13 protein-coding genes are annotated in these 20,690 nt (G+C 44.8%); 3 read left to right on the top strand and 10 right to left on the bottom strand.

Translation table 11 applies throughout. From position 1 onward, the window contains the following. Window positions 1-57: 57 nt before the first annotated feature. The 6 genes from ACGHVY_RS09505 to dapF form a co-directional block, all read right to left on the bottom strand. Complete coding sequence (locus ACGHVY_RS09505) at window positions 58-2,247, bottom strand: glutamine synthetase III (protein ID WP_390598635.1); 2,190 nt, start codon at window positions 2,245-2,247, stop codon at window positions 58-60. Window positions 2,248-2,393: 146 nt separating this feature from the next. Beyond that, window positions 2,394-3,833: an ammonium transporter gene (locus ACGHVY_RS09500; protein WP_390598633.1), complete on the bottom strand. Its 1,440-nt coding sequence runs from the start codon at window positions 3,831-3,833 to the stop codon at window positions 2,394-2,396. A 14-nt stretch (window positions 3,834-3,847) separates the two neighbouring features. Then, window positions 3,848-4,204, bottom strand: a complete 357-nt coding sequence (locus ACGHVY_RS09495) for a P-II family nitrogen regulator (RefSeq protein ID WP_308745811.1) — start codon at window positions 4,202-4,204, stop codon at window positions 3,848-3,850. Window positions 4,205-4,347: 143 nt separating this feature from the next. Next, window positions 4,348-5,109 carry a hypothetical protein gene (locus ACGHVY_RS09490; protein ID WP_390598631.1) on the bottom strand — a complete coding sequence of 254 codons (762 nt, stop codon included), beginning with the start codon at window positions 5,107-5,109 and terminating at the stop codon, window positions 4,348-4,350. A gap of 72 nt (window positions 5,110-5,181) precedes the next feature. Beyond that, window positions 5,182-6,414 carry an LL-diaminopimelate aminotransferase gene (locus ACGHVY_RS09485; protein ID WP_390598629.1) on the bottom strand — a complete coding sequence of 411 codons (1,233 nt, stop codon included), beginning with the start codon at window positions 6,412-6,414 and terminating at the stop codon, window positions 5,182-5,184. 37 nt (window positions 6,415-6,451) lie between these two features. Further along, complete coding sequence (dapF, locus tag ACGHVY_RS09480) at window positions 6,452-7,264, bottom strand: diaminopimelate epimerase (RefSeq protein WP_390598627.1); 813 nt, start codon at window positions 7,262-7,264, stop codon at window positions 6,452-6,454. Window positions 7,265-7,579: 315 nt separating this feature from the next. Here dapF and ACGHVY_RS09475 point away from each other — a divergent pair, with 315 nt between their 5' ends. Further along, window positions 7,580-7,876 carry a thioredoxin family protein gene (locus tag ACGHVY_RS09475; protein WP_308747165.1) on the top strand — a complete coding sequence of 99 codons (297 nt, stop codon included), beginning with the start codon at window positions 7,580-7,582 and terminating at the stop codon, window positions 7,874-7,876. A 91-nt stretch (window positions 7,877-7,967) separates the two neighbouring features. Here the strand turns inward: ACGHVY_RS09475 and ACGHVY_RS09470 are convergent, their stop codons facing one another. From ACGHVY_RS09470 to gltB, 4 genes are all read right to left on the bottom strand, one after another. Then, window positions 7,968-8,726, bottom strand: coding sequence for a glycerophosphodiester phosphodiesterase family protein (locus ACGHVY_RS09470; RefSeq protein ID WP_390598625.1), 759 nt, complete (start codon window positions 8,724-8,726; stop codon window positions 7,968-7,970). Between the two features lie 172 nt (window positions 8,727-8,898). Beyond that, complete coding sequence (asnB, locus tag ACGHVY_RS09465; protein WP_308747163.1) at window positions 8,899-10,566, bottom strand: asparagine synthase B; 1,668 nt, start codon at window positions 10,564-10,566, stop codon at window positions 8,899-8,901. A gap of 4 nt (window positions 10,567-10,570) precedes the next feature. Beyond that, window positions 10,571-11,917: a glutamate synthase subunit beta gene (locus ACGHVY_RS09460; RefSeq protein ID WP_390598624.1), complete on the bottom strand. Its 1,347-nt coding sequence runs from the start codon at window positions 11,915-11,917 to the stop codon at window positions 10,571-10,573. A 69-nt stretch (window positions 11,918-11,986) separates the two neighbouring features. Next, window positions 11,987-16,534, bottom strand: a complete 4,548-nt coding sequence (gltB, locus tag ACGHVY_RS09455; protein WP_390598622.1) for a glutamate synthase large subunit — start codon at window positions 16,532-16,534, stop codon at window positions 11,987-11,989. A 362-nt stretch (window positions 16,535-16,896) separates the two neighbouring features. On the opposite strand from gltB, the gene glmS reads away from it, so the two are divergent. Next, the gene (gene glmS, locus ACGHVY_RS09450; protein WP_390598620.1) at window positions 16,897-18,741 is read left to right on the top strand and encodes a glutamine--fructose-6-phosphate transaminase (isomerizing); all 1,845 of its coding nucleotides are present in this window, start codon (window positions 16,897-16,899) and stop codon (window positions 18,739-18,741) included. A 40-nt stretch (window positions 18,742-18,781) separates the two neighbouring features. After that, window positions 18,782-20,665: an amidophosphoribosyltransferase gene (locus ACGHVY_RS09445; RefSeq protein ID WP_308746226.1), complete on the top strand. Its 1,884-nt coding sequence runs from the start codon at window positions 18,782-18,784 to the stop codon at window positions 20,663-20,665. The last annotated feature ends 25 nt before the right edge of the window (window positions 20,666-20,690 follow it).

Genomic DNA, 20,690 nt, shown 5'->3' with positions numbered 1-20,690 from the left:
TAGATAATCTCTATTCCATGCCCGATGAAAAAATCTTCATCGGGCATTTTTCTTTTTCTATCTTACGAATAATAGTTCCCTGTATTTCGGAAGCGTCCACATTTGGTTGTCGACAATGAGTTCCAGCTTGTCGATGTGGTAACGGATTTCTTCCAGTGCCGGAGTGATGGTGTCATGGTAGGCAATGGCTTTTTCTCGTTCGCTTTCAATCTTGTTTGCCACTTTACGGGCTTCCACCATTGCGTCTACATGCTCTTTGATGAAAGCGGTACGGTCGGCAATCTCTTCGATAAGTTCCAGGTTCTTGGCGGATAACTTGGCTGCCTTTTCTGCCGGGAACAGGGATTGCATCTTATAGACGTTATTAATCAAATCCGTTTGATACTGGGTTGCTACCGGGATGATATGGTTCATTGCCAAGTCACCCAGTACACGGGCTTCAATCTGGATTTTCTTCGTGTACGTTTCCCATTTCACTTCGTTGCGGGCTTCCAGTTCTTTTTTTGTCATTACGCCGGTAGCTTCGAACATGGCAATCGTTTCCGGTTTCAGGTAGTTGTCGAAGATGACAGGAACGCTTGTTTCACAATCCAGACCGCGGCGGGCTGCTTCTTTTTTCCATTCATCGCTGTAACCGTTGCCGTCAAAGTGAATGGCTTTACACTCTTTGATGTATCCGCGGATAATCTCGAGGATGGCAGAGATTTTCGGTTCTCCTTTTTCAATCAAGGCATCTACGTCTTTCTTGAATTTCGTTAACTGGTGGGCTACGGCTGCATTCAATGCAATCATGGCGGAAGCACAGTTTGCTTCGGAACCTACGGCACGGAACTCGAAACGGTTGCCGGTGAAGGCGAAAGGAGAGGTGCGGTTCCGGTCGGTATTGTCAATCAGCAATTCGGGAATCTGCGGAATATCCAGTTTCATGCCCTGTTTGCCGCTGAGGCTGATTAAGTCATCCTTTGTACTGTTTTCTATATGATCCAATACTTGCGACAACTGCTTACCCAGGAAAGACGAAATAATTGCCGGCGGTGCTTCATTCGCTCCTAAACGGTGGGCGTTGGTGGCACTGGAGATAGATGCTTTCAGTAACCCGTTATGATGATAAACTGCCATTAGCGTATTTACTACGAATGTAACGAACCGCAAGTTGTCTTCAGGAGTCTTGCCCGGACCCATCAATAGGATGCCCGTGTCGGTTCCCAATGACCAGTTATTGTGTTTGCCGGAACCGTTGACGCCTTTGAACGGCTTTTCATGAAGCAATACGCGGAAGCCATGGCGACGGCTTACTTTACGCATCAATGACATGATTAGCAAGTTGTGGTCGTTTGCCAGGTTACATTCTTCAAAGATGGGAGCTAACTCAAACTGGTTGGGTGCAACCTCGTTGTGACGGGTCTTTACGGGGATACCCAGTTTTAGAGCTTCAATTTCAAGGTCTTTCATAAATGCGGCAACACGGGTAGGGATAGCACCGAAGTAATGGTCTTCCAACTGTTGGTTTTTGGCGCTGTCGTGTCCCATTAATGTACGGCCTGTCATTAACAAATCCGGGCGTGCGGCATACAGACCTTCGTCCACTAAGAAGTATTCCTGTTCCCAACCCAAATAGGCAACTACTTTCTTCACTTCCGGGTTGAAGTAGTGACAAACGTCTACTGCTGCTTTATCCACGGCACGAAGTGCTTTCAATAGTGGTGCTTTGTAGTCGAGGGCTTCGCCGGTATATGCGATAAATACGGTCGGGATACAAAGAGTGTCGTCTACGATAAATGCAGGAGATGAAGGGTCCCAGGCACTGTATCCACGGGCTTCGAATGTATTTCGGATACCACCGTTCGGGAAAGAGGAAGCATCAGGTTCCTGCTGTACAAGCAGCTTGCCCGTGAATTCTTCCATCATGCCGCCTTTGCCGTCATGTTCTACGAAAGCATCGTGTTTTTCTGCCGTACCTTCGGTCAGCGGCGCAAACCAGTGTGTATAATGGGTGACTCCCATCTCGATAGCCCATTTCTTCATGCCGGCAGCTACCTCGTCGGCAATGCTGCGGTCTAGCGGAGCACCATTGTCAATAGCGTCAATCAGTGCATTATATACCTTGCTGGGAAGGTATTTAAACATCTTCTCCTTGTTGAATACGTACTTGGCGAAATACTCCGACGGGCGTTCGACAGGGGTTGCTACCTCAACCGCTTTCTTCTTGAAAGCTGTTTCTACTACTCTGAATCTTAGTTTTGACATAATACCTAATTTGATTTGTTGTTAAATATGTTAGAGCAAATAATCTTTCTCTGTATAGTTCCCGGGAAGGCGGTCAAACCCGCCCGAGATAGAAATCTGTTTTTAAATCTATATAGTCTGTTTTATTAGTTTATAAGCAGACATTTTTAGTTGTAAGCGGATTCTCCGTGTTCGTAAATATCAAGTCCTTCTTCCTCGACACGTGCCGGAACGCGCAGACCGTGAATTTTATCAAGAGCCTTGAAGATGATGAATCCCATACCTGCTGCCCAGACTCCGACTACAAGTGCTCCGAAGATTTGTGCTCCGAGGAATCCGAAACCGTATCCATAGAACAGACCTTCGCTGGTGGAAAACAAACCTGTAAGAATCGTTCCTAAGAAACCGCAAACACCATGTACGGAAGAAGCGCCTACCGGGTCGTCGATTTTCAGGACTTTATCAATAAAGTCAACTGAGAATATCATCACAACGCCACAGATAGCACCAATCAACGCGGCTCCTGCGGGAGATACGGCATCGCATCCTGCGGTGATACCTACCAAGCCTGCCAGTACACCATTCAGTGTTAATGACAAAGAGGGTTTTCCATACTTCATCCAACTGATTACCAGAGCGAAGAAACCACCGGCACAGGCCGCAAGATTGGTTGTCAGGAATACATGTGAGATTGCGTTTGCATCTGCTTCGGTACTTGCTGCCAACTGGGAACCGGGGTTGAACCCGAACCATCCGAACCAAAGGATAAATACACCCAGGGCGGCAACTGTCAGGTTATGTCCCGGAATAGCTCTTGATTTACCGTCTTTACCGTATTTGCCGATACGCGGGCCAAGAATGGCGGCACCTACCAGAGCAAGCCATCCACCTACCGAGTGAACAACAGTGGAACCTGCAAAATCATGGAAGGTCGTTCCGAAAAGGTTCATCATAAAAGAACCTGCTTCACCGTTCATCAGCCAACCGCCGCCCCAAGTCCAATGACCGGAAATCGGGTAAATCAGCACACTGATAAAGATTGTATAAACCAGATACATGGAGAATTTCGTACGTTCCGCCATTGCTCCTGATACAATGGTAGCGGCAGTGGCGCAGAATACGGTTTGGAAAACAAGGAATCCTTCTTTGGGCAGCCCGTTATCCATGAAAGACAGGTCGAAGAAGTGGGGCATTCCGATGAATCCGCCTGCGCCGAACATAAGCCCGAAACCGATAAACCAGTAAAGTAGAGAGCCGAACATAAAATCTACAAAATTCTTCATCAGAATATTGGCGGTATTCTTTACTCTTGTGAAACCTGCTTCTACCAGGGCAAATCCCGGTTGCATGAAGAACACGAGCATAGCTGCAAGTAACATCCAAACCGTATTTAATCCTAAAGCCAGTTCGCCGATAGTATCCGGAGCTTCTCCCGTAGGTTCGGCAGGGAGTGTTGAAACTTCAGTAATTGTCTCTGTAATTGCTGCAACAGTATCGGCAGCGGCTTTGTCTTGTGCTGACAAATCCATAGTAAAACAGCACAAAATGAACATAGTAGTGGCTATCCACAGCTTCGTAAAGCTGTGTTTCTTATATTTTATATCCATAATAATTTATATATTTAATGTTCTTGTTCGGCGTTGTAGAGGGCTATGTCGCCGCGTTCGGCAGTGCGGATGCGGATGGCATCCTCGATGGGGATGACGAAGATACGTCCGTCGCCTATTTCTCCGGTTTGCGCGGCCTTGATGATGGCCTGTACCGTTTTCTCGGCATTCTTGTCGCGTACGACAATAGAGATAAGTATTCGTTCGATGGTACTGGTGTCATAGACTACACCGCGGTAGATGCGTCCTTGGCGTGCTTTCCCAATACCTCTTACATCATAATAAGAGAACCATTCGATGTCCGCTTCGAGAAGAGCATCTTTCACGTCCTCGAATTTGGTTTTACGGATAATAGCTTCAATCTTTTTCATATACCTTAATTATTACTGTTGATCTGTAAAGAAAGAGGTATAGGGTAGTGGTAGCCATAGCAGGTTACCATACAACAAACCGATAAAATCTAAACTCTAACCACCTTGCCCCTATACACTCTTTTGATATTCTAAATTCTCTCTTAAAAACTTAGTCCGAATGTGAAATAAGCTCCTTCCGTGCGTGGATTGACAGATACTTTGGCAAATGCCGGGACGGAGAAGGAATCTGTTATTTTGATGTCCTTGGAAGCTCTGAGGCTGACGTCAGAGACAGAGAACCCGCTTGTATAGCCATTGTAGAAAGTTGTTTCCCAAGGTACCATGCCTAAATCTACAGCCCAGTCAAGACCACCCAATCTGAACGGTGCGCTAAGGGCAAGATAGGAAGAGTAAGCCCTTTTACCATTCTCTTTCACTCCGTCGGCACCTGCAAAGTTCGTGTACCAGTTGATGGCTAGCAGACCGAAATCATATCCGACCTGTGCTTCAAACACATGAGCCGTAGAATGAGCGGCATACTTAAAATACTTATTGGTTGTATAAATCGTTTCTCCATCATCGTCTACACCAGTTGCCACCTGTGTATTAAACCAATAATCTGTCACCGAAACGCTAAAACCACCTATCGAATAACCAAGAGTTAAATCCAACTCTTTTGTATCTGTCGATTCGAATCCTACAGAACCCCATGCTCCGAGTGAGACACCTTTGTAAGCGACTCCCAGTGAAGGCTGAATACTGACTCCGCCCAAATCCTGGCCACGCCAAATGTAACCACTTACTAAATCAGCTCCTACGGAGGCTTCTACTTTATCTTGTGCCATCATCGCGGATGGTACAAGCCCTGTCAGTAATAATGCTACTGTTATTACCCCCTTTTTTTTGTTAATCGTCGTTTTCATCGTCTTTTTACCTTTAAAAGTTAGAAAAATGTGGATGTACGGTCCATGTATATAGTAGCGCGCGAAATACTATCAGAGCCAGTTTTTTATTCTTCTCATAGCTTCAATACAGTCGTTGCGTTCACCAAAAGCGGTTAGGCGGATATATCCCTCGCCACTTGGTCCGAAGCCCACACCGGGAGTGCCGACAACATTGGCTTCATACAACATCTGTTCAAAGAATCGCCATGAGGATAGGCCATTCGGAGTTTTCACCCATAAATAGGGCGCGTTCACTCCACCGTAAACTTTCAATCCGGTAGCTTCCAGTCCTTCCTTCATGATTTTTGCGTTGGTCATATAATAGTTAATCGTTTCTTTAATCTGTGCCTTGCCTTCCGCACTGTAAACAGCTTCCGCAGCCCGTTGGGTGATGTAGGAAGTACCGTTGAACTTGGTGCACTGGCGGCGGTTCCATAATCTGTTGAGCGGGATGCGGTCGCCTTCCAACGTTGCGGCAGTAAGCTCTTTCGGTACTACCGTGTATCCGCAACGTACTCCGGTGAATCCTGCTGTCTTTGAGAAGCTACGGAATTCAATGGCACATTTCTTCGCCCCTTTAATTTCGTAGATAGAGTGGGGGACGTTTTCGTCCTGGATATATGCTTCATATGCGGCATCAAACAGGATTAACGTGTCGTTTGCCAAAGCATAGTCCACCCATTTCTTCAGTTCCGGTTTGGTTAGTGTTGTGCCGGTTGGGTTGTTCGGATAGCAGAGATAGACAATATCTATTCGTTTGTCCGGGATTTCAGGAATGAAGTTGTTTTCACTCGTACAGGGCATATATGTAACATTGCTCCATTTGCCCGTTTCCTCTTCCAGTACTCCGGCACGTCCGCACATGACGTTACTGTCAATATATACCGGATAGATGGGGTCTGTAACGCCTACGCTATTGTCATGGCGAAGAATATCACCTATATTTCCGGTATCGCTTTTTGCCCCGTCGCTGACAAATATTTCAGAAGCGGAAAAGTGAATCCCGCGTGGGGCAAAATCATTCTTTATAATTGCTTCAATCAAAAAATCATATCCCTGTTCAGGGCCATATCCGCGGAATGTATCTTTATTGCCCAGTTCTTCTACCGCTTTATGCATTGCTTCGATACAGGCTTTGGGCAGCGGCTGAGTAACATCACCGATACCTAGCCGGATGATGTCCTGTTTGGGATGCGTTATTCTGAAAGTATTTACCTTTTTCGCTATATCCGAGAATAAGTAACTTCCCGGTAACTTCAAAAAATGTTCATTTACTAATGCCATATTGTTATTGTTTTAAGTTTCTATACAGTATTCATTTTCAACTCTCAACTTCTTCAATTTCCCCATCGAAGACTTTGGTTGCCGGTCCCGTCATCAATATATGTCCCGATGCTTCATCCCATTCAACGATGACTGTGCCGCCGTCCATTATTATATTGCTTTTTCTTCCTGCAAGCCCGTTGATGAAGGCGGCTACTGCTGTGGCGCAAGCACCTGTCCCGCAAGCTTGGGTAATTCCTGAACCTCTTTCCCAAACTCTCATCCGTATGGTGTCTTTGCCGACAATTTGTGCAAACTCTACATTTGTTCTGTCAGGGAAAAGATGATAATTCTCCAGTTCAGGACCGATTTCCGGTAAATTAATTCGGGTAATATCATCCACAAAAGTAACTAGATGAGGATTTCCCATTGATACTTTAGTTGACCGGAAAGGATACTTCTCTTCAAAATGAACTTCTTCTGTTTCCAACGGACGGCCCATATCTACTGTAACTGCGGTAACTGTTTTCCCTTCTACGTGAAGTTTCAGTATTTTTATTCCCGACAATGTATCCAGTGTGATTTCTGTTTTATCGGTTAGGCCGTATTCATATACATATTTGCCTACGCAACGGCTTCCGTTGCCACACATCATGGCTTCCGAACCGTCTGCATTGAAAATACGCATACTGAAATCAGCCTTATCAGAGTTTCCAATCAAAATGAGTCCGTCACTTCCAATTCCTGTATGAAACTTGCTCCATTTGATTGCTTTCTTTTCAGGGGCTGCTACCGGACATTTGGTGATGTCTACGTATATGTAGTCATTTCCCGCTCCATGCATTTTTGTGAACTTGATTTTGGTTGTCATTTTGCTTTTTATTTATCTATTGTTGTATCCTTTTGTTTTATAACGTTACAAAGGTATGACTTTTTGGCTTATATTTTATATGAAAGTATATCTAATCTCTATTTGTTTTTAGGAAACTTTCAATCGTTTTCTATATATGCTATCTAAGTTTTAAAATGAAATAATATGGCGGTTGATTCTTTGAAATTATTATTTAACAGATGTGTCTTGCATATTCTTCCATAATATATGAAGTTTTTTGAGGTGTTTTCTCATGATAGAACCTTTTTCTATATTCATTGTTCTACCACATACAATATTATAATATAGAAGATTATGGATATACAAAAACAACTAGAAGTGGCAGCAAGAACCAACCATTTAGTTTTGGTTGTATTCTATGCGGATTGGTCGCCTCATTATGAGTGGATAGGTCCTGTACTCCGTACTTACGAAAAGAGAACGGTAGAATTGATAAGAGTGAATGCAGAAGAAAGCAGAGTAGTGGCTGATGCACATAATGTAGAGACTGTACCTGCTTTTCTTTTATTGCATAAAGGGCATGAACTGTGGCGGCAGGTAGGAGAACTGACGGTGGAAGAGCTGAAAGATGTATTAGATGATTTCAAATAATGATACTGCCTGATATATTTTTATGTAAAAACGTGGATGAAATGAGTGTTGATGCCCACTTTATCCACGCTGTTTGTATCTGAAGACCGGTTTATTTTAAGATTTCCTGCAAGACAACCGGTTCATTGGTAGTGATGAAGTCTACTTTATTTTCAATCAGCCATTTCATGTCCTCTGCTTCGTCCACTGTCCATACATTAACTTTCAGGCCAAGGTCATGAGCTTCTTTAATCCATTCGGGGTGTTTCTTTATCACTCCCATGTGATAGTCAAGTCCGGCAGCACCAAGTTCTTTCAATTCTTTTGGAGATAATTCACCATTCAGATAAAATACCGGAGTTCCAGCAGGTACCAGGCGGATAAATTCTTTCATAGCATGCAGAGAGAAAGTGATATATTCCATTCGGTTTTCCAATCCCATACTCTTTACCATAGCAAGAATTTCCTGTACGGCTTTTGTCTCACGTTTCTTGGTGCTATGCGCTTTAAGCTCAAGTATCAATTTGGCATTGCATTTTTTTCCTGCTTCCAGATATTGCTTTAAACTAGGCAAGTTTTCTCCGTTGGAGAGTTTCAGTCCGGTCAGTGCATCCCCTTTGGAATATTCCATTGGCCGCATTTTATAAACGGGGTCATGGTTGACAACCAACTTGTTATCTTTGGCAATCCATACGTCAAATTCTGAACCGTAGCAGCCGATGGAATCTGCTTTTTGAAGTGCGGTTATACTGTTTTGTGATGAACCCGGAGTTTTCCAAAAACCACGGTGGGCAATTACTTTTGTCTGTGCCTGCATACAGCAAGTAGTTACTAAAAGGGCAGAAGCCATCATCATTTTCTTTAAATTCATTTGTTTGGTCTTTAAAAGGTTTAATAGATTAATTGGGTTTGGCTTCAAAATTATAAAAAAGAAAACGCAAATCAGACAATAATGTGCTAATCTGCGTTAATCCTTGGAATTTTAGAATAGAAATGCTACAAAAGAGTAACAGAAATAATCCATTCTATTACTTTTTGACGAGTTAAGTATAGGCTTCTTCATGTATTCCTTTTACTGCGCGTCCGCTTGGCTCGTTCAGATTTTTGAAGGCAATATCCCATGCCAGCGCTTCTGCTGTAGAGCAGGCTACACTGGGAACACTCGGTACGCAGCGGGCCGCACTTTCGCTGGGGAAATGCTCTTCAAAGATGCTGCGGTAATAATATTCTTCCTTATTTTGTGGAGTATTGATTGGGAAACGTTCGGCTGCGTGTGTCATTTGTTCGTCACTTACCGCAGCGGTGGTTATTTCTTTCAATGTATCAATCCAGGAATATCCTACACCGTCACTGAATTGCTCTTTCTGTCTCCATGCCACGCTTTCCGGCAGCATATCGGCGAAAGCCTCACGTACGATTTTCTTTTCAATTTCTTTTCCGGGACACATTTTGGCTTTCGGATTCAGCGTCATTGCTACATCAAGAAACTCTTTATCGAGGAAGGGGACACGTCCCTCTACACCCCAGGCCGATAAACTTTTGTTGGCTCGGAGACAATCATACATATGTAGTTTCGATAGTTTACGTACTGTTTCTTCGTGGAATGCCTGTGGAGTAGGGGCTTTGTGAAAATAGAGATAACCACCGAAAACTTCATCGGCACCTTCACCGCTCAACACCATCTTGATACCCATGGACTTGATGACACGTGCCAATAGATACATAGGAGTGGAAGCCCGCACGGTGGTTACATCATATGTTTCGATAAAATAGATAACGTCACGGATTGCATCCAGCCCTTCCTGCACGGTGTAGTTTATTTCGTGATGTACCGTACCTATATATTCAGCGACCTCACGCGCTTTTATCAGGTCGGGTGCACCTTTCAAACCGATGGCGAAAGAATGAAGTTGCGGCCACCATGCATCACTTGCTCCGTCTGTTTCTATACGTTTGGCTGCATATTTCTTCGCAATGGCGGAAATGACAGAACTGTCCAGGCCACCGGAAAGAAGTACTCCGTAAGGTACATCACTCATTAACTGACGATGAACGGCATCTTCCAATGCTTTTTTCACATCGTCGGCTTTCGCATCGTTATCTTTTACTGTTTCATATTCTGTCCAGCTACGTGAATACCATCGTTTCATTTTTCCTTCTTTACTGTAATAGTAATGTCCCGGAAGGAATAATTCGTATTCATCGCAAAATCCCTCAAGAGCTTTCAGTTCGCTGCCGAAGTAGATTTTTCCGTCTTTGTCTTTACCTATATATAAAGGTATGACGCCGATAGGGTCACGGGCAATCAGGAACTCATCTTTCTCTTCGTCATAAAGGACAAAGGCAAAGATACCGCTGATATCTTCCAGGAAATGGATACCTTTATCTTTATAAAGGGCAAGAATAACCTCGCAATCACTGCCTGTTTGAAAATCATATTTCCCGGCATATTTTGCACGAATATCGCGGTGGTTGTAGATTTCACCGTTTACGGCGAGCACCTGTTTACGGTCGGGCGAGTATAAGGGTTGCCCGCCACTTTGCGGGTCGACAATAGAAAGACGTTCGTGTGCCAGGATGGCACTTCCGCCTACATAGATTCCGCTCCAGTCCGGCCCGCGATGACGGATTTTCTGAGCCATTTTCAGTGCTTTATCTCTTAGCTCCTTGGTTTGGGCTTTTATGTTGAGTATACCTGCTATTCCACACATAACTTTAATTTTTAGTCATTAAATAAGCATCTATCTCTGTGGCGGCTTTCCGTCCGCCTGCCATGGCGCGTACTACCAAACTGGCTCCGGTAGCTGCATCTCCGGCAAGAAATACATTATCGGCAAATTGCGGTTGCTCCGGTTTCAAGAATCCCATAGCCAACAATACCATATCCGCCTCTATTACCTCTTTTTTTCCGGTAGGTTTCATTGTCGGGCGTTCACCGTCTGTTGCCGGAACCCATTCCACCTCTTCTACTTCTACGCCTGTCACTTTTCCATTCTTTCCGAGGAACTGGTTGGAAGTCAGGCACCAACGGCGTGTGCAACCTTCTTCGTGGCTGGAAGTCGTTTTGAAGACTATCGGCCATTGCGGCCACGGAGTAGCCGGATTATGTCCCACAGGTGGTTTGGGCATGATTTCAATTTGAGTTACACTGATGGCTCCTTGGCGCACGCTGGTTCCGATACAATCGGACCCCGTATCTCCACCACCGATGACAAGCACCTTTTTTCCTTTGGCATTCACTAATTTATCTTTTGGGAAAGTCTGCCCTGCCAAAATCCTGTTTTGTTGAGCCAGTATTTCGAGGGCAAAATGGATACCTTTCAATTCTCTTCCCGGAATGCTTAAATCGCGTGCTGTCGGTGTTCCTGTGCAGATACAATAAGCATCGAATCCTTCCGGCAAGTGATTGACATCAATTTCTACTCCCATTTCAAACTTTACTCCTTCCGCAACTAATATATTCATGCGGCGGTCGATCACATTCTTATCTAGTTTGAAGTTGGGGATGCCAAAGCGGAGCAGTCCGCCGGGAGCTTCGTCCTTATCGAATAATGTAACACTGTATCCTTTCAGATTCAACTGGTTCGCTACAACCAGTCCGGCAGGCCCCGCACCAATAACCGCTACTTTTTTTCCGTTTCTTTTCGGGTTTTGTACCTGTATATATCCTTCGCGGAAAGCTGCTTCAACAATGGCCGCTTCGTTTTCACGAATCGTCACAGGTTGGTCGCATGACAGTTTTAGCACACAGGATTTTTCACAGAGGGCAGGACAGATACGTCCTGTAAATTCTGGAAAATCACAAGTAGATGACAGGATTTCGTATGCCTCTTTCCATTTTCCTTTGAATAATGCATCCTGCCATTCCGGTTGTTTATTCCCTATCGGGCATGCCCAGTGGCAGAACGGTACGCCACAATCCATGCAGCGGGAAGCCTGCAACTTACGGCTGTTTGTATTCAACGTTTGTTCTACCTGACTGTAATCAGTGATTCGTTCGCTTACAGGGCGGTATCCCGCTTCCTGCCGGGGTATATTTAAAAAAGCTCTAGGGTCTCCCATATTCTTTTTAAGTTTTTAAGTTTAATTTTAGTCATAGAAAACTGGTTCCGGTACCTTGCCGGTTGATGGTTAATAGTCTCTTTGCATATCTGCAATTTTCTGTTGTAACTTTCTCATCTGTTCTTCCTGCAATACTTTTTTGTATTCGATGGGTACTACCTGGATGAATTGATCTACATAATGATTCCAGTCATCAAGCATTGTTCGTGCCAGTTTGGAACCTGTGTACAGGTAGTGTTGACGAATCAGTTCGTGTAATTCTTTCCGGTAGCTTGCCTCTTCGATAAGGGATAATTCCACCATCTCCATATTACAAAAATAATCGAAGTTACCGTCTTTGTTCCATACATAGGCTACACCGCCACTCATACCGGCAGCAAAGTTACGTCCGGTCTGCCCGAGGACTACGACGCGTCCGCCGGTCATATATTCGCAACAGTGGTCGCCTACACCTTCCACTACAGCGATGGCACCCGAGTTGCGTACAGCGAAACGTTCTCCTACACGTCCGTTGATATACACTTCACCACTTGTGGCACCATAAAGCAATGTATTACCTGCAATTGTATTCCTGTCAGCTTCGAAGTTACTACGGATAGGGGGAAGTACGGCAATACGTCCTCCACTCAGCCCTTTACCCAAATAATCGTTCGCTTCACCTTCCAGTTTGAAGTTGACGCCCGGTACAAGGAAAGCACCGAAAGACTGGCCTGCCGAGCCTTTGAATTTCACATTCAGCGTGTGCTCCGGCAATCCCTTAGCACCATGTTTCTTCGCGATAACTCCTGAAAGCATGGCGCCTATTGCTCGGTCTGTATTTGCGATCGTATATTCCAGGGAGATTTCTTTCTCGTGTTCAATAGCATCTTGAGCGGCATCAATGATAGCCACATCCTTTACAGTAGAGATTCCATGATCCTGGTCGGTGACATGACGAATGGCAGCAACGTTATCAATACGTGCCAGCATCCTGGTGAAATCAATTAACGCATGCTTCGGATTCGGGTCATCTGCTCTGGACTTACGTTCAATTAAGTCTGTACGTCCGATAATATCATCCATTCGGGTGAATCCCATTTCGGCCAGATGTTCACGGACTTCCTGCGCCAGGAATGTGAAGAAGTTGACTAAATATTCACTGCGTCCATGGAAACGTTTACGTAACTCCTCATTCTGTGTGGCAACTCCCACAGGACAAGTATTCTGATGACATTTACGCATCATCACACAACCTAATACAATCAGTGCAGAAGTGGCAAAACCATACTCTTCGGCTCCCATCAATGCCATTAAGATAATATCCCGTCCGGTTTTCAATTGTCCGTCAGCTTGCAGAACCACCTGACCACGGAGTCCGTTCAATACCAATGTCTGCTGTGTCTCGCTCAATCCCAGTTCGGGAGAGATACCCGCATAACGGATAGAAGAAGCGGGAGAGGCTCCCGTACCCCCTTCGGCACCGGAAATAACGATTAAGTCCGCTTTTGCCTTTGCCACACCCGCGGCAATCGTGCCTACACCACTTTCCGCAACCAGTTTTACGCTAATTTTGGCTTGTGGATTCACGTTTTTCAAATCGAAGATCAATTGAGCCAAATCCTCAATCGAATAAATATCGTGATGGGGCGGGGGAGAAATCAGAGAAATTCCTGGAATAGAGTGGCGTGTCTTGGCAATTACGTCGTTTACTTTGAATCCTGGAAGTTGTCCGCCTTCACCCGGTTTTGCTCCTTGGGCTATCTTAATCTGAATCTCGTCTGCATTGACCAAGTATTCCGCCGTTACACCAAAACGTCCCGAAGCAACCTGCTTGATTGCACTTCGCAAAGAAGTGCCGTCCGGTAGCGGCTGAAAACGGGAAGCGTCTTCGCCGCCCTCACCGGTATTACTGCGTCCGTGAATCTTATTCATGGCGATAGCCATTGCCTCGTGAGCCTCTTTGCTGATAGAGCCGAAAGACATGGCCCCCGTAACAAAACGGTGCAGGATATTCTCTACCGGCTCTACCTGGTCGATAGAAATCGGATTGCGGTGGAATCCCAGGAAATCACGCAGGAAGATAGGTTTCTCCTTTTCATCTACCATGTGGGTATATTCTTTGAATTTTTTATAACTGCCTAGTCGGGTAGCTAATTGTAGCGTACTGATTGTTTCGGGATTCCATGCATGCTTTTCTCCGTCTTTGCGGAAAGAATATAACCCTTTGTTCGGCAATAAACCGCTGGCTTTTTCGGCAAAGCCTTCTTCGTGGAAAGCAATGGCATCTCTGGCAATCTCTTCCAACCGGATACCGCCAATCGGTGAACCGAGTCCCCCGAAATAAGCCTTGCTTAACTCTTCGCTCAAACCGACAGCTTCGAAAATCTTTGCACCGCGGTATGAACGGATGGTAGAGATACCCATCTTACTCATTATCTTGAACAAACCTTTGCAGATGGACTTGATATAATTTTTCTCGGCTGTAGCATAGTCCAATTGTATATCTCTGTCTTTCACCAATTTGTCAAGCACTGCAAATGCCATATACGGATTCAATGCGCTCGCTCCGAAACCAAGTAATAAGGCTGCGTGCATCACTTCGCGTATCTCGCCGCTTTCTACTACCAGTGCAGTCTGAACGCGTTTGCCTACGGAAACCAGGTGATGATGAACAGCGCTTACTGCTAAGAGAGACGGGATTACTGCATGGTCGGCATCCACATCACGGTCACTCAGAATGATATAGTTCACGCCTTCCGTCACGGATTCTTCCGCCATTTTGCATAGTTCGCTTAGTGCTTCCTGAAGACCAGCCTTTTCTTTCTTTACTTCAAAAAGCATTGGAAGCTTTACAGTCTTAAAACCTTTATAGCGGATATTACATAGAATATCCAATTGGGTATTGCTTAGAATCGGATGGTTCAGACGCACCATCTTGCAGTGGCTTTCGCTCGGTGTCAGAATGTTCATGCCGACAGCACCGATATATTCCGTCAATGACATCACCAGTTCCTCGCGTAGCGGGTCGATCGGTGGATTCGTCACTTGGGCGAATTGCTGGCGGAAATAATTGTAAAGCAATTGCGGTTTGTCCGAAAGCACTGCCAAAGGAGTATCGTTACCCATTGAATGAATTGGTTCTGCGCCGGTGCTGGCCATGGGCATAATCAGTTTTTCGATGTCCTCTTTTGAATAGCCGAAAGTACGGAGCATCCGGTCGTAGTTCTCTACATGATGAGGCACTTTGCGTCCGCTTTTCAATTCGTCCAGTTCGATACGGTTGGTAGACAGCCATGTGCGGTAAGGCTTAGCTTCCGCCAGTTGTTTTTTCAGTTCACCATCGTAATATATTTCGCCCTTTTCCGTGTCAACCAATAGAATCTTACCCGGTTGCAGCCGTCCTTTTTCTTTAATATCTCCCGGTTCGAAATCCATTACGCCGACTTCCGAAGCAACCACCATCATGTCATTTTTCGTAATCAGGTAACGGGCGGGACGCAGGCCGTTACGGTCGAGCATACCACCGGCAAAACGTCCGTCGCTGAACAGCAGGGCGGCAGGCCCGTCCCAAGGTTCCATTAGTATAGAGTGGTATTCATAAAAAGACTTCAAATCTTCACTGATGGGATTTTTCTCATTGAAAGACTCCGGTACAAGCATTGCCATTGCGTGAGGCAGGCTCAATCCCGACATTACTAAAAATTCCAAGACATTATCCAGTGAAGCACTGTCACTCATACCCGGCTGTATAATAGGACGAATTTCTTTTATATCTCCGAGAGTGGGAGAGGATAGTACACTTTCGCGGGCTTCCATCCAGCCGCGGTTACCGCGAATCGTATTGATTTCGCCATTGTGTGCCAGAAGACGGAAAGGCTGTGCCAATCCCCATGTCGGGAACGTGTTGGTACTGAAGCGGGAATGTACCAAAGCCAGTCCGCTGGTAAAGTAACTATTTGTCAGGTCGGGATAATAGTTGCGTAGCTGTAATGACGAAAGCATACCTTTATATATAATGCTTTTTGTGGAGAGCGAAACAACATAAAAGTCCTCTTTTGTCGGAATGGCTGACATCCGGATTTTATTTTCGATTCTCTTACGGATTAGATATAGCTTGCGGTCGGCGGTCTCTGTTTCCGTAAATCCGGTGACAAACATCTGTTTGATATCCGGCTCATTAGCCAAAGCCGCTTCTCCCAGGATTTCCGGGCAGGTCGGGACGTTTCGCAGATGCATCAGCGTAAGTCCTTCCTTTTCGATTTCTTCGATGATGATACTCAAAATAGCTGACTGGTCTTTTTCATTTTTGGGCAGAAAAAGCAGACCGGTACCATAACGTCCCTTTTCCGGAACGGGAATACCTTGTAATAGAATAAACTCATGCGGGATTTGTAACATAATGCCTGCACCGTCTCCGGTCTTGTTGTCCGCACCCTCGGCGCCACGGTGGCGCATGTTCTCCAATACCTTTAAAGCCGACTCAACAATGTCGTGTGACTTTTCTCCGTGAATGTTTACCAGCATACCAACACCGCAGGCATCGTGTTCGTATGCCGCTTCGTACAAGCCCGTCTGTTTGGACTGTCGTTGGTAAGGGAATCCTTCTGTTTCGTTGTTAAAAAGTTCTTGTTTCTTCATTCTTACTAGCTTTATTGTATGATAATACCTATTTGATGTATCAAAATGTTTGGCAAAAATAAATATTTAATTTCATAATGATAGTAAGATGTTACCTTTCTGTGACACGAAAAACAAAGTCTGTTCTTTATTCTTTTAATTTGTAATTAAAATCATTTGAATAGCTTTTAATTTGTTAGCTTGCTATCTATTATTTGAAAGTGATTGTAATTTGTTTCTTTTTGAGATAAAAAGATTGTATTATTTAACGTTTTGATGTGTTTGTAACTTTTTTATGCGTTTCTGTCAAATAAATATCGAAATTATTATCTTTATGTTATTTGGAATGTGTATATTTGCAGCCGAAATAAAAATATCATAATATGTGTGGAATAGTAGGCTATATTGGTAAAAGAAAAGCCTACCCCATCCTTATAAAAGGGTTGAAACGATTAGAGTATCGTGGATATGACAGCGCAGGGGTAGCATTAATCAGTGATAACCAACAGTTGAATGTGTATAAGACGAAAGGGAAAGTCTCCGAACTCGAAAATTTCGTCACACAGAAAGATATTTCCGGTACAATCGGAATTGCCCATACCCGTTGGGCCACTCACGGGGAACCTTGTTCAGCTAATGCCCATCCTCATTACTCTTCTTCCGAAAAACTCGCTCTCATTCATAACGGTATCATTGAAAACTACGCCGTCCTCAAAGAAAAACTTCAAGCCAAAGGCTACATTTTTAAAAGCAGTACAGATACCGAAGTCCTCGTTCAATTAATAGAATACATGAAAGTTACCAATCAGGTTAGTTTGCTGGCCGCCGTTCAGTTGGCACTGGGAGAGGTGATTGGTGCTTATGCGATTGCCGTTCTTGATAAAGAGCATCCGGATGAGATTATCGCAGCCCGTAAAAGCAGCCCGTTGGTGGTGGGTATTGGAGAAGATGAATTTTTTCTAGCTTCGGATGCCACTCCGATTGTAGAATATACAGATAAGGTGGTTTATCTGGAAGACGGAGAGATTGCTGTAATAAGCAGGAGGGAAGATTTGAAAGTCGTTGATTTGAATAATGTAGAAATGACTCCTGAGGTGAAGAAAGTGGAACTGAATCTCGGACAATTGGAAAAGGGCGGTTATCCGCACTTTATGTTGAAAGAGATTTTCGAACAGCCGGACTGTATCCATGATTGTATGTGCGGACGTATCAATGTAGATGCGGACAACGTAGTGCTTTCGGCAGTGATTGATAATAAGGAGAGACTGCTGAGTGCCAAACGTTTTATTATTGTGGCTTGCGGAACTTCCTGGCATGCCGGACTTATCGGCAAACAACTGATTGAGAGTTTCTGCCGCATACCGGTAGAAGTGGAGTATGCTTCCGAATTTCGTTACCGCGACCCTGTGATTAACGAACAAGATGTAGTGATTGCCATCTCGCAGAGTGGTGAGACTGCCGATACATTGGCTGCGGTGGAATTGGCAAAGAGCCGTGGGGCATTTATATATGGAATTTGTAATGCTATCGGTTCTTCGATTCCCCGTGCCACTCACACCGGTTCGTATATTCACGTAGGCCCGGAGATTGGAGTGGCCTCTACCAAAGCATTCACGGGACAGGTCACTGTGTTGGCGATGCTGGCATTGACATTAGCTAAAGAAAAAGGAATGATTGACGAGCAGTATTATCTTTCGGTCGTGCGGGAATTGAATCAGATTCCTGAGAAGATGAAAGAAGTGTTGGAGTTGAATGATAAATTGGCGGAGCTCTCGAAAACATTCACCTATGCGCATAATTTTATTTATTTGGGACGCGGATATAGTTATCCCGTAGCTCTCGAAGGTGCGTTGAAGTTGAAAGAAATTTCGTATATTCACGCTGAAGGTTATCCGGCTGCGGAGATGAAGCACGGTCCGATTGCTTTGATTGATGCGGAAATGCCCGTAGTAGTGATTGTCACCCAAAACGCTTTGTATGAAAAAGTGCTGAGCAATATTCAGGAAATCAAGGCGCGGAAGGGAAAGGTGATTGCTTTTGTGACAAAAGGAGATACGGTTATCAGCAAGATTGCCGATTGCAGTATCGAGCTTCCTGAAACAATCGAGTGTCTTAATCCGTTAATTACTACGGTACCTCTTCAATTGCTTGCTTATCACATTGCGGTTTGTAAGGGAATGGACGTGGATCAGCCCCGGAACTTAGCTAAATCTGTCACTGTGGAATAATCCTTGTAATATATATAACAGGTAATTTGGATTTGTATAAATGGAACAATTGAAACATGAATGTGGCGTTGCCATGATACGCCTGCTTAAACCGCTGGAGTATTACGAAAAGAAGTACGGAACGTGGATGTATGGTTTGAACAAGCTTTATCTGCTGATGGAGAAGCAGCACAACCGTGGGCAGGAAGGTGCGGGACTGGCTTGCGTGAAACTGGAAGCCAATCCGGGCGAAGAATATATGTTTCGCGAACGTGCTCTGGGTTCCGGTGCTATTACCGAAATCTTTGAAAATGTGCAGACCAATTTCAAGGATTTGACTCCCGAACAACTGCATGATGCGGAGTATGCCAAACGAACTTTGCCTTTTGCCGGTGAGGCATATATGGGACATCTCCGTTACTCTACCACCGGGAAATCCGGAATCTCTTATGTACATCCGTTTTTGAGAAGAAACAACTGGCGCGCCAAGAATCTGGCTCTCTGCGGTAACTTCAATATGACGAACGTGGACGAAATCTTTGCCCGTATTACAGCTATCGGCCAGCATCCGCGAAAATATGCCGATACCTATATCATGCTGGAGCAAGTGGGACACCGTCTTGATCGTGAAGTAGAACGTGTCTTTAATCTTGCCGAGGCCGACGGGCTCACCGGTATGGGTATCACCAATTATATAGAAGAGCATATCGACCTGGCTAATGTATTGCGTACTTCCAGCCGTGAGTGGGATGGGGGATACGTTATCTGCGGACTGACCGGAAGCGGTGAATCTTTCGCTATCCGCGACCCGTGGGGGATTCGCCCCGCATTCTGGTATCAGGATGACGAGATAGCTGTTTTAGCTTCCGAGCGTCCGGTTATCCAGACAGCTTTCAATGTCCCTGTAGAGGAAATTAAAGAACTGCAACCCGGACAGGCTTTGTTAATTAGCAAAGAAGGTAAACTGCGGACATCACAAATTAATAAGCCTCGTGAAAAACAGGCTTGTTCTTTCGAACGCATCTATTTTTCCCGTGGTAGTGATGTAGATATCTATAAAGAAAGAAAGCTACTGGGCGAGAAATTGGTTCCGAGAATCCTGAAGGCTATCAATAATGACATCGATCATACGGTTTTTTCTTTTATCCCGAATACTGCAGAAGTAGCTTTTTACGGTATGTTGCAAGGACTGGACGTTTATCTGAACGAAGAGAAAGTGCAGCAGATTGCCGCATTGGGGCATAATCCGAATATGGAAGAACTGGAAGTCATCCTTTCCCGCCGTATCCGTAGTGAAAAGGTGGCTATCAAGGATATCAAACTCCGTACTTTCATTGCTGAAGGAAACAGCCGCAATGACTTGGCAGCGCATGTATATGACATTACATACGGAAGTCTTGTACCCGGTGTCGACAACCTGGTGATAATTGACGACAGCATTGTGCGTGGCACGACACTGAAACAAAGTATTATCGGTATTCTCGACCGTCTCAGCCCGAAGAAGATTGTCATCGTATCTTCTTCTCCACAAGTGCGTTATCCTGATTATTACGGTATAGACATGGCGAAGATGAGCGAATTTATCGCTTTCAAGGCAGCTATCGAGCTTTTGAAAGAACGTGATATGAAAGATGTGATTGCGGCTGCTTATCGTAAATCCAAAGACCAGGTAGGACTACCGAAAGAGCAGATGGTGAACTATGTAAAAGACATCTATGCTCCTTTCACTGATGAAGAAATCTCCGCCAAAATGGTGGAACTGCTGACACCGAAAGGGACGAAAGCCAAAGTAGAAATCGTTTATCAGCCGTTGGAAGGGCTTCATGAGGCTTGTCCGAATCATACGGGCGATTGGTACTTCAGCGGCAATTATCCTACACCAGGTGGTGTGAAAATGGTGAACCGGGCATTCATCAATTACATTGAGCAAATGTATCAATTCTAACAACCATACAATGATTCAATAATAA

It is taken from the genome of Bacteroides sp. f07, from assembly GCF_042854785.1.
In the GTDB taxonomy this organism is placed as follows: Bacteria; Bacteroidota; Bacteroidia; order Bacteroidales; family Bacteroidaceae; genus Bacteroides.
Note: the sequence above shows the minus strand (reverse complement) of the source record. Positions and strands in the feature narration are given on the sequence as shown.

Bases quoted from the DNA above. Each gene is read 5' to 3' on its own strand.
- gltB (WP_390598622.1), bottom strand. From the start codon at position 16,534: ATGAAGAAACAAGAACTTTTTAACAACGAAACAGAAGGATTCCCTTAC.
- asnB (WP_308747163.1), bottom strand. From the start codon at position 10,566: ATGTGTGGAATAGCAGGTATACTCAACATAAAAGCCCAAACCAAGGAG.
- glmS (WP_390598620.1), top strand. From the start codon at position 16,897: ATGTGTGGAATAGTAGGCTATATTGGTAAAAGAAAAGCCTACCCCATC.
- ACGHVY_RS09495 (WP_308745811.1), bottom strand. From the start codon at position 4,204: ATGAAAAAGATTGAAGCTATTATCCGTAAAACCAAATTCGAGGACGTG.
- ACGHVY_RS09505 (WP_390598635.1), bottom strand. From the start codon at position 2,247: ATGTCAAAACTAAGATTCAGAGTAGTAGAAACAGCTTTCAAGAAGAAA.
- ACGHVY_RS09475 (WP_308747165.1), top strand. From the start codon at position 7,580: ATGGATATACAAAAACAACTAGAAGTGGCAGCAAGAACCAACCATTTA.
- ACGHVY_RS09485 (WP_390598629.1), bottom strand. From the start codon at position 6,414: ATGGCATTAGTAAATGAACATTTTTTGAAGTTACCGGGAAGTTACTTA.
- dapF (WP_390598627.1), bottom strand. From the start codon at position 7,264: ATGACAACCAAAATCAAGTTCACAAAAATGCATGGAGCGGGAAATGAC.
- ACGHVY_RS09460 (WP_390598624.1), bottom strand. From the start codon at position 11,917: ATGGGAGACCCTAGAGCTTTTTTAAATATACCCCGGCAGGAAGCGGGA.
- ACGHVY_RS09470 (WP_390598625.1), bottom strand. From the start codon at position 8,726: ATGAATTTAAAGAAAATGATGATGGCTTCTGCCCTTTTAGTAACTACT.
- ACGHVY_RS09500 (WP_390598633.1), bottom strand. From the start codon at position 3,833: ATGGATATAAAATATAAGAAACACAGCTTTACGAAGCTGTGGATAGCC.
- ACGHVY_RS09490 (WP_390598631.1), bottom strand. From the start codon at position 5,109: ATGAAAACGACGATTAACAAAAAAAAGGGGGTAATAACAGTAGCATTA.
- ACGHVY_RS09445 (WP_308746226.1), top strand. From the start codon at position 18,782: ATGGAACAATTGAAACATGAATGTGGCGTTGCCATGATACGCCTGCTT.